Origin of the sequence: Clostridium acidisoli DSM 12555 (assembly GCF_900176305.1) — a bacterium.
GTDB lineage: Bacteria > Bacillota > Clostridia > Clostridiales > Clostridiaceae > Clostridium_I > Clostridium_I acidisoli.
In genome coordinates this window covers 93,367-103,395 of the sequence record NZ_FWXH01000010.1, presented here as the reverse complement: position 1 = coordinate 103,395, position 10,029 = coordinate 93,367, and the positions used below count along the sequence as shown (strand labels likewise).

The 10,029-nt window shown below is 29.8% G+C and carries 9 protein-coding genes and 1 rRNA gene; 3 read left to right on the top strand and 7 right to left on the bottom strand.

Annotation, left to right across the window (positions count from 1 at the left end; all coding sequences use genetic code 11):
- From B8978_RS12800 to B8978_RS12785, 5 genes are all read right to left on the bottom strand, one after another.
- A 16S ribosomal RNA gene (locus B8978_RS12800) occupies positions 1–251 on the bottom strand; the annotation flags it as partial.
- Positions 252–740: 489 nt separating this feature from the next.
- Positions 741–896 carry a hypothetical protein gene (locus tag B8978_RS19865; protein ID WP_176212693.1) on the bottom strand — a complete coding sequence of 52 codons (156 nt, stop codon included), beginning with the start codon at positions 894–896 and terminating at the stop codon, positions 741–743.
- A gap of 149 nt (positions 897–1,045) precedes the next feature.
- Entirely contained in the window at positions 1,046–1,492 is a 447-nt protein-coding gene (locus B8978_RS12795; protein WP_084116435.1) for a hypothetical protein, read from the bottom strand.
- A gap of 149 nt (positions 1,493–1,641) precedes the next feature.
- The gene (locus tag B8978_RS12790; RefSeq protein WP_084116434.1) at positions 1,642–2,481 is read right to left on the bottom strand and encodes an undecaprenyl-diphosphate phosphatase; all 840 of its coding nucleotides are present in this window, start codon (positions 2,479–2,481) and stop codon (positions 1,642–1,644) included.
- A 64-nt stretch (positions 2,482–2,545) separates the two neighbouring features.
- Positions 2,546–3,523 (bottom strand): type I phosphomannose isomerase catalytic subunit, encoded by a 978-nt coding sequence (locus B8978_RS12785; RefSeq protein ID WP_084116433.1) that lies wholly within the window; start codon positions 3,521–3,523, stop codon positions 2,546–2,548.
- 291 nt (positions 3,524–3,814) lie between these two features.
- Here B8978_RS12785 and B8978_RS12780 point away from each other — a divergent pair, with 291 nt between their 5' ends.
- The 3 genes from B8978_RS12780 to B8978_RS12770 all read left to right on the top strand — a co-directional run bounded on the left by B8978_RS12780 (position 3,815) and on the right by B8978_RS12770 (position 7,097).
- Positions 3,815–4,672: a YitT family protein gene (locus B8978_RS12780; RefSeq protein WP_084116432.1), complete on the top strand. Its 858-nt coding sequence runs from the start codon at positions 3,815–3,817 to the stop codon at positions 4,670–4,672.
- 306 nt (positions 4,673–4,978) lie between these two features.
- Complete coding sequence (locus B8978_RS12775) at positions 4,979–6,337, top strand: Mur ligase family protein (RefSeq protein ID WP_139796052.1); 1,359 nt, start codon at positions 4,979–4,981, stop codon at positions 6,335–6,337.
- 28 nt (positions 6,338–6,365) lie between these two features.
- The gene (locus B8978_RS12770; RefSeq protein WP_084116431.1) at positions 6,366–7,097 is read left to right on the top strand and encodes a type 1 glutamine amidotransferase; all 732 of its coding nucleotides are present in this window, start codon (positions 6,366–6,368) and stop codon (positions 7,095–7,097) included.
- A gap of 62 nt (positions 7,098–7,159) precedes the next feature.
- Here the strand turns inward: B8978_RS12770 and B8978_RS12765 are convergent, their stop codons facing one another.
- Both B8978_RS12765 and galE read right to left on the bottom strand, forming a co-directional pair.
- Entirely contained in the window at positions 7,160–8,563 is a 1,404-nt protein-coding gene (locus B8978_RS12765) for an amino acid permease (RefSeq protein ID WP_084116430.1), read from the bottom strand.
- A gap of 450 nt (positions 8,564–9,013) precedes the next feature.
- A complete protein-coding gene (gene galE, locus B8978_RS12760; protein WP_084116429.1) occupies positions 9,014–10,000 on the bottom strand; it encodes a UDP-glucose 4-epimerase GalE in 987 nt (328 codons plus the stop codon).
- Positions 10,001–10,029: the final 29 nt, after the last annotated feature.

Sequence of the window (10,029 nt, the reverse complement as noted above, 5' to 3'; positions counted from 1 at the left end):
CCTCTCCAACTAGCTAATGCGCCGCGGGTCCATCTCAAAGCGGATTACTCCTTTAATTGTTGCTTCATGCGAAGCTACAATGTTATGCGGTATTAATCTTCCTTTCGGAAGGCTATCCCCCACTTTGAGGCAGGTTACCCACGTGTTACTCACCCGTCCGCCGCTAGAAACCCGAAGGTTTCTCGCTCGACTTGCATGTGTTAAGCACGCCGCCAGCGTTCGTCCTGAGCCAGGATCAAACTCTCAATTAAAAGTTTGATTAAGCTCATTTCGCTTAATTTATTATCTAATGTTATTTCTAACATCAAAAGAATTTGCTGGTTTACTTAATTCTTATACTCTGTTCAATTTTCAAAGATCACTACGCTGCCTTGTGACAGCTATTAAAGTATATCACAACTTCAAAGTTTTTGTCAACACAATTTTTTATGTTGATTTATTGCTTTTCACTTGCAACGTGTTTTATGTTATCATAAATATGGTTATAATTTCAGAATATACTTATTAAATAAAGGAATTAAATCTTAATCCCTTTATTTTTATAACAAATTCTTTTATTTGCTATTATTGATACACACGGCAATGTATACATGCATATATTTGAATTTTAGCTTATATAAACAATATTTACTTCACAATATAAAGAAATTGAGAAGTAACTGGTTAAAGATTTTTACTCTACTATGTGAGTAAAAAGGTGAAAAATTGCCAGAGTGACAATATTAATCATAATGTTAACATCACAGGCTACGGTTAAAACATATTGTAGAGTTAGCTATGAATATTAAGACATACAAATTCATTATTTTTCTGACGTAGGAGGAAAAATTTCCTTTATCTGTTACGTAAGTAACTTCTCTCACCTTTGACGGATTTAGCCTCGTCAATTCTTCCATCTAGCCGAAGGCTTTCTTTAACCTTTTTATCTAGCTTTAGCTATGATAAAATTCTTTAGTCTTTGATTCGCACTTTCTAACTATTATGATATAACACAATTATTCAATAACTCCATAACACATATTTTTTCTGGTGCTTCATTTTAAATTTATAAGTTATATTTTCTAGAAATCATGTCACTTGAATTTTTATCATATCCATTTTTTATATGTTTTTCAATGGTCTCATGCATCTCAACATAAAAGCCTTCTTCTTCATTTACCATATCATTACTTATTAATTTTGAAACAGCATCTTTTCCTAAAATTATATTCCATTCCTCTTCACTTAAAAAGTTTTTGTATCTTTCAAATTCATCCTTTTCTATTCTTTCAGCATATTGTCCATCATAAAATAATATTAATTCATTTGAAACAACCATTATTTTTTCTACTCTTGTTGCTATTGGAGTATCTAAAACATTAGATACAATTAAAATTAATAATTCTTTTTCATCCTTAACAATTTTAGAGCATTGGAGCCTGCTCATACCAATATCATTTTTTACCCATTTACCTTTTCTTATTATTTCTTCAATTTTATTGACTGTTTCCATTATATCCTCTCCTATTTTATAAGTTTCAATAACTTTTTCATTTTTAATATATATCATTCCCAAAAAACAATAAAAAACCCATGAATAAATTTGAGGCCACTGAAAAAGCAGAGCTTTTTCAGTGGCCTCAATAAATTCACAGTTTTTTATTAAGCTACATTTATTATCTTTGTCACTGCCAAAATTAAAAATATAACAGAAAATATTATTCTATAGATTGCAAATACCCTCATTGGTCTTTTCTTTAAAAAATTCATAAACTTTTCTACTACTAGTAGTGCAACTATAAAGGATACAATAAAGCCTATAGCTATTTGAAGAAACTGTGCACCAGTTATAGATGACATATTACTAATCAGCTCATATCCTGTAGCTATAATCATAGTAGGAATAGCTAGAAAAAAAGAAAATTCTGCTGCTGCAACGGTTGAAAGTCCTACTATCCAACCACCTATAATAGTTGATGCAGATCTTGAAAAACCTGGCCATATTACAGAGAGGCATTGAAAGCATCCTATTACAAAAGCTTGTTTCACTGTAACATCCGCAATATCCTTAGTTCTGCTGTTTTTTCTAAACTTGTTTTCAGCTAAAATCATAAATATACCACCAACAAGAAGTGCTAGCGATACTGGTAAAACCTTCATTAGATGAGCATTTACAAATTTATGTGTTAAAACGCCAATTAATCCAGACGGTATAAATGCAATAATAAGATTTCTCCAGAGTTTTGAACCAAAACTTTTAAATGTTGGATCAACGACAGTTTTTAATGATTCCAGAAGTTTGTCCCAAAACAATACTACTACAGCTAAAATAGCTCCAAGTTGTATTACTATGTCAAATAAATCACTAAATTTTCCATTAAAATTAAGAAAATCATTAAACATAATCAAATGTCCTGTTGATGATACTGGTAAAAATTCCGTTACACCTTCAACTATTCCGAGTATAATTACTTTTATAATAATTAAAAAATTTGCGGACATATTATTCGCACTCTCCATTCTTAAATTGTTTTAATTTACATTATTTATTAAAACATATTTTAAATTAAAATTCAATTTCACTTATTATATTTCTTTCAACCTTTTCCAAGTCAGGTACATATGATTTTAGAAGCTTCAATTGTCCTTTGATTTCATACTTTCCAAGATATGCTGGTATAAGAATGCTGTCTCCTGCTTGTATCGTTTCACATCCACCATCAAACTTCATATGTCCGTTTCCTTCTACACAAGTAAATATGTAAAATCTTTCTTTATCACTTTCTTCTACAACACTAGTTTTAACGGTATATAATTCGAAGGAAAATTTATCACATAAATTATAATAAGTTTTATCAAAATTTTCTCCTTCAATTTTTAAGCCTTTACTTTTTTTGCCCTTAAGCTTTAAATCAATAACATCTAAGGCCTTATCAACGTGAATTTCTCTACCTCTGTTATAATCATATACTCTATAAGTAGTATCGCTGTTTTGCTGTATTTCAGCTATTATTACGCTTTCTCCAATTGCATGGACAAGTCCACTTTTTACAAAATACACTTCACCTTTTTTAACAGGTATTCTATTTAGGTACTTATCTAATGTTCCAGAGTTTATTGCCTCCTTAAATTGTTCTTTTGTACACTCTTTAGTTCCAACAACAAGATTTGCACCTTCAAAAGCCTCTACTACATACCATATTTCAGTTTTCCCAAGTTCTCCTTCTACTTTATGAGCATATTCATCATTTGGATGTACTTGAACTGATAACTTATCTTTTGCATTAATAAGTTTAATTAACAAAGGGAATTGTTCTGTATTTATTTTATCTCCTAGCACTTTATTCTCAAATTTTTTAATTACCTCTTCTAATTTCATACCTTTGTATTCACCATTTGCTACAACGCTCATACCATGTGGATGACATGCTACATCCCAACTTTCTCCAATGCTGCCATCTGGCACGTTTTCTCTATAGCTTTTTAAATCTCTTCCGCCCCAAATTTTTTCATAATATAAATTTTCAAATTTTAATGGATACATAATTGCCTCCCACCTATTTATATATATTTTATTAATACATCATATATATTACCCTTTGACAGAGTAATTTTCAATTAACCATCATTACATTTTTGTTAATTCACTTATGTTCGAACTGAAAAAACTCTTAAATTTTATATATTTTGCACATACTAAAATGATTTTAAACCATGTTTGTAAACATAATTTTATTATGATAATATATACAGGTAAATTCTACAATATTAAGATATTTTAATCTTTAAACTCTGATTTTTAAAGGTTTTATATCAAAAGGAGATTTATTATATTATGAATACGAAATCTAAACAATTTTTGCTACTTCTTGCAGGAACAATATTATACTCGGTGTATGCAGCATTATTACTAACACCCTCTAAAATAGGTACAGGTGGCATACTTGGAATTGCTCTTTCTCTTAACAAACTTTTTAATTTCAAAATTGGTCTAACTTCTATAATTTTAAACATTCCACTTTTTATTTTTGGATTCAGACTTTTAGGGAAAAAATTTGCCCTAAAAAGCGGCATAATCGTATTAGTATCTTCTATTTTAATGGATTCCATAAGCACTTTTTTTCCTAATTTTTCCATCCTCCCAGCAAATGATAAACTAACTGCTTCAATTTTTTGTGGGGTTGTTTCAGGGATTTCAATGGCAATGTTATTTATGAGTGGTGGATCTACTGGTGGACTTGATATTTCTGCAAAAATATTTAAAAACAAATTTAAATCCGTACAATTATCTCATATTTTACTTTTTCAAGATTTATGTGTGTATGTTTTTGTTGGTATCGTTCTTGGACCACATTCAGTACTATATGCTCTTATAATGAGTTTTATTCGTTCAAAGACAATTGATACTGTACAAGAAGGTATTGCCTCATCAAGACAATGTATTATTATATGTAATAATTCTGAAAAGATAATTGAAGAAGTAAAAATTGAACTTGGCAGAGGTGTTACTGTATTGGATGCAGTTGGTGGATATTCTCATAACAATAAAAAATTTATATATGTAGTAGTTCAAAAACATCAACTTACATCTTTAAGGTTAATAATTAAAAATATTGATCCTTTAGCCTTTGTTGCAGTTTCTCCTGTTAACGATATTTTAGGTAATTACAAACAGACGTCTTTATCTGTATAAGTTAAGCTTTTTTAATTGCTTTCGGCAAATAGAATTAAAAATATGAGGTTTAAGATATATAAAATCATGCACAGATTTATCATGGTTATTTAACATTTAAGGAATGGACATTATTCTATATATGTTATACAATTGATGTTGATAAATCAAGCTATTTGTAGTTATAAATTATTTATCATTTGCACAATAAATTGTAATAACTACAAAATAACTAATAAAAAATATAAATATTGTTTATTAATATTTTTTCTGCAATACTTATAGCTATATAATATTTTTAAACATTATTTCATTTGTATTTGGGAGGTGTCTGAAATTAAAATTAAATCTTTTTTCAGCATTTTAATTTCAAAGATTATAATTAAATTGTCCAAAACCTTATTTAAGGGAGGTAGTAATTTCCCTGGTAGAATTGCTCTAAAAATTGATAAAAATATACTCAGTATTGTTTCAAAAGATTATAAAGTTGTACTTGTAACTGGTACAAATGGAAAAACCACAACTACTAGTATGATTTACAACATGCTTAAAAACAGTAATAAAAATGTTATCACTAATAACACTGGCGCTAATTTAAATCCTGGAATTACTTCATGTTTTATTGATAATTTCAGATTTAAGGAGTTAACTTCTGATAAATATGCGGTTATAGAAGTAGACGAAGCTAATTTAAAATTTATTACTGAATATATAGATCCAAAAATAATAATCGTAACAAATTTATTTAGAGATCAACTTGATAGATATGGTGAGGTATATACTACACTAAATAAAATTTTAGAGGGTATTGTTAAGGTTCCACATTCAACCTTACTTTTAAATGGAGATGAATCCCTTCTTGGCGATTTAAAAGTTCCAAATAAACTAGTTTATTATGGTTTTGAATGTTCACCAAATAAAAATACCACAGTTGAAATAAATGCAGACGCAAAATTTTGCAAAAACTGTAAAACTGCTTATTCCTACGACTTTATTACATATAACCATTTGGGTAAATATTATTGTGAAAATTGTGGTTACAAAAGACCAGAACTTGATTATTTTGTTACTTCTATTGAAGAACTTACGGCTTCAAGTTCAACAGTAAAGATAAATAACTTTGAATATATTATAAATCAACCTGGTGTTTATAATGTATATAATGCATTATGTGCAGTATCTACGGCTAAACTTTTAAATATTGAAGATTCAGTAATATATAATTCACTTAAAAACATTGAGAGTAGTTTTGGCAGACAGGAATCTATTAACATAAACGGGAAAGAAATCAAAATAATCTTAGTTAAAAATCCAGCTGGCTATAATGAAGCTTTAAACACTGTTTCTCTTGACAATAGAAAGATAAATCTATGTATGCTTTTAAATGATAATTATGCAGATGGACGAGATGTTTCTTGGATTTGGGATGTAAACTTCGAGTCACTTGCAAATCTAAACATTACAAATGCTATTATAGGTGGAAATAGACTTTATGATATGGGCGTAAGACTAAAAGTTGCAGGTATTGATTATACTAAATTTTCTATGTGTGAAAATTACGATGCCGTTCTTAGCAATATAGAGTCTTCTGACGGTGAAATCGTATATGTTCTTGCAACTTATACAGCAATGATTGACTTCAGAAAATTTTTACATAGAAAAAAACTTATACAAAAACTTTGGTAAATATTTAATAAAATTGGTGGTGAAATTAATGGAATTAAACATTTGTCATCTATACCCCGACCTTTTAAACGTATATGGTGATGTTGGAAATATACTAATTCTAAAATATAGAGCTTCTAAAAGAAATATAGACGTTAATGTTTTTAATGTGTCTTTAAATGATGGCTTTAATCCAGATGATTATGATATTGTATTTTTTGGCGGTGGACAGGATTATGAACAATCTATAGTATCAAATGATTTGATAGAACATAAAAAAGCTGGTATTGAAGAATATATAAATTCAGGTAAAGTATTTTTATCAATTTGTGGTGGATATCAGCTTTTAGGAAAATATTACACAACTCCCGATGGCGAAAAATTAGATGGACTTGGCATATTAGATATTCGTACTGACGGTGGAGACACACGATTTATAGGAAATACAGTTATAAAAAATGAAACTACTGGTGAAACACTTGTTGGATTTGAAAATCATTCTGGTAGGACTCACATACATGATTTAAATCCTCTTGGAAAAGTAATAAATGGATATGGCAATAATGGTTTTGACGGTTTTGAAGGAGTTGTTTATAAAAATACTTATGGAACATATTTTCATGGTTCCCTTCTCTCAAAAAATCCTGAGTTTGCAGACAGATTAATAAAAACTGCACTTGAATTAAAATACAATGATAAAATTGACCTTGAACCCTTAGATGATACTCTTGAACTTAAAGCAAAAGATTATATCATAAAAAGAGAAAGCGAAAGAAAATAAAAAATATATGGTATTTAAAATGAATTTTTAAATACCATATATTTTTTATTTATTAAAATTTTCTATAAGATTTCTTCTTTATCTAGTTTATTCTTTTCATTTAAACTACTATGTCTTATTCCATAAGTGAAATATACAATGAGTCCTATGGCAAGCCAACAAACAAATCCAATCCATGTTATTGCCTTTAACCTGCTAAGTAACAATATGCAACATATTATCGTAATAATTGGAGTAACTGGTACTCCTGGACATCTGTATATTCTCTTAAAATCTGGCATTCTTTTTCTAAGTACAATAACTGCTAAAGATACAACCGAAAAACTTATTAATGTACCAGTACTTAAAAATTCCACAATTATATCTAAAGGTAGAACTCCTGCTATAATAGCTGCTACAATACCAGTTATTGCTGTTGCTATATAAGGCGTGTTATGTTTTTTATGTATCTTTGAAAATGACTTTGATATTAGTCCATCTCTAGACATAACCATAAATACTCTTATCTGACCATAAAGTACAGCTATTATTGTAGATATCATTCCAAGTATGGCCCCAACTCCAACTAAAGCTGATCCCCATCTTATACCAACTCTTGCTAGTGCACCTGGCACTGCATTTTCAGAAATTATCTCTCTAAATGGAACCATTCCTGTAAGCACAAATGCTACTGATATATATAGTATACTTACTACAGCTAAACATATAAAAAGTCCTCGTGGTACATCTTTATTAGGGTTTTCTGCTTCTTCTGCAGTAGTGGAAATAGCATCAAAGCCTATATAAGAAAAGAATATAGTTGCTGCTCCGGCAAAAATTCCTTTAAAGCCAAATGGTGCAAAGGGTTTGTAATTTTCAACATTTATATGTGATACGCCAAGAGCTATAAATAATACGATTATAAGTAATTTTACGCATACTATTATATTATTTATCCTTGAACTTTCCTTCATTCCATAATACAACATGTATGTAAGTAGTAATGTAATTACAATGGCTGGAAGATCTAATATTCCTCCTTTACTTGGTGATGCAATTATTGCATGTGGAAGATTTATGCCAAAAGATTGAAGAATTCCTACAAAGGTTCCTGACCACCCTGAAGCTACAGCACTGCAAGCCACAAGATATTCTGCTGTAAGACACCATCCAACTATCATGGCAACAAGCTCTCCAAAAGTTATATATGCATAAGAATATGTACTACCTGCTACTGGGAACATAGTTGCTAATTCACAGTAACTAAGACCACAAAGGCATGCTACTATTGCCGCCAAAATAAAAGATACAATTATAGCTGGTCCTGCTAAATGTGCACCTTCACCAGTGGCAACAAAAATTCCAACTCCAACTACTGCACCAATTCCAAGTGCTGCTATGTCCTTTGCCCTTAGGTTCTTTTTTAGATGTGTTTTCTCTGCACTTTTAAGCATGCTCTCAAGTGTTTTTTTCCTAAATATGTTCAATTTATAAAGCCTCCTATATATTAAGTCCTTAGTATTTTATTGAAATAATAATTTTTTATCATTTTAATAAGAACTGCATAATTTATATTATATGATTACTTTTAGTAATTTTAAAGTGTATTTTTAATTCAGCTTAAATAAATTCACACATTCATAGTGTAACCGTTTATATTTTTTTAATGTGATAATTTAAATTTGGCCTAAAATATAAACAGAGTTCTTGGTTTCAGGTGGAGTTTTTAGACCATAGGTCATCCATCTGAAACTTAGAAATCGTTATCCAGAGACGTAGCAGCCGTTATCTCCCACTTTGAAGAAGATGGGGAGTGTTACGGATGGTAGTCATCGGATAAAAAATTGCAAAATAAAGACTAGAGCTTTTTATCTAACAGTTTTATGATAAAAAACTTTAGTCTTAAATTTGCAAACTCTATATATTAAGATTAATTTCTATCTTCCATACCCATCTCTATGAGAGTTTTGCCATTTCCATGCAGTTTCAATTATTGTTTCCAATGAATTAAATTTAGGATGCCAATTAAGTTCTTCTATAGCTTTTTCTGAAGAAGCTATTAATATTGCTGGATCGCCAGCACGTCTCTCAGCTATTTCTGCTTCAATATTAAGTCCCGTAACTTTTCTAGTAACCTCAACTACCTCTTTCACTGAGAAACCTTTTCCATTACCAAGATTATATATAGCACTTTCATTTCCACTTCTTAACCTTTTTAATGCTAAAAGATGTGCACTTGCAAGATCACTTACATGTACATAATCCCTTATGCAAGTTCCATCAGGTGTTTTGTAGTCATCCCCAAAAATATATATTTTTTCTCTCTTTTTTAATGCTGCTTGAAAAATAAGTGGTATAAGATGTGTTTCTGGATTATGATCCTCACCAATCTTTCCATTTATGTGTGCTCCAGCAGCATTAAAATATCTTAAAGCAGTATATTTAATACCATAAGCTTTATCACTCCACTTTAATATTTTTTCAACTGTAAGTTTAGACTCTCCATATGGATTAGTTGGAAATGTCTTGTCACTTTCCAAAATTGGAGTATTTTCTGGCTCACCATAAGTTGCCGCTGTAGATGAAAATACTATGTACTTTGTACCATAATCTCTCATTGCCTGCAATAAACTAACCGTTCCACCAACATTATTTTCAAAATATTTTAGCGGATTATCAACACTTTCACCAACCAAAGAATCTGCAGCAAAATCAATTACAGCCTCTATTTTATTTTCTTTAAAAACCTTGTCTAATATTTTCCTATCTCTTATATCACCAACATATAATTTTCCACCTAAAAGTGCATCAATGTGCCCTTTTTGAAAATTATCTAAAACTACAACATCTTCACCATTTTCTAAGAGTTCAGCTACCATATGACTTCCTATGTAACCGGCTCCTCCACAAACTAATATAGACATATTCATCCTCCTAAAAAAATATATGGTAT

Bases quoted from the DNA above. Each gene is read 5' to 3' on its own strand.
- B8978_RS12770 (WP_084116431.1), top strand. From the start codon at position 6,366: ATGGAATTAAACATTTGTCATCTATACCCCGACCTTTTAAACGTATAT.
- B8978_RS19865 (WP_176212693.1), bottom strand. From the start codon at position 896: ATGGAAGAATTGACGAGGCTAAATCCGTCAAAGGTGAGAGAAGTTACT.
- B8978_RS12785 (WP_084116433.1), bottom strand. From the start codon at position 3,523: ATGTATCCATTAAAATTTGAAAATTTATATTATGAAAAAATTTGGGGC.
- galE (WP_084116429.1), bottom strand. From the start codon at position 10,000: ATGTCTATATTAGTTTGTGGAGGAGCCGGTTACATAGGAAGTCATATG.
- B8978_RS12790 (WP_084116434.1), bottom strand. From the start codon at position 2,481: ATGTCCGCAAATTTTTTAATTATTATAAAAGTAATTATACTCGGAATA.
- B8978_RS12795 (WP_084116435.1), bottom strand. From the start codon at position 1,492: ATGGAAACAGTCAATAAAATTGAAGAAATAATAAGAAAAGGTAAATGG.
- B8978_RS12780 (WP_084116432.1), top strand. From the start codon at position 3,815: ATGAATACGAAATCTAAACAATTTTTGCTACTTCTTGCAGGAACAATA.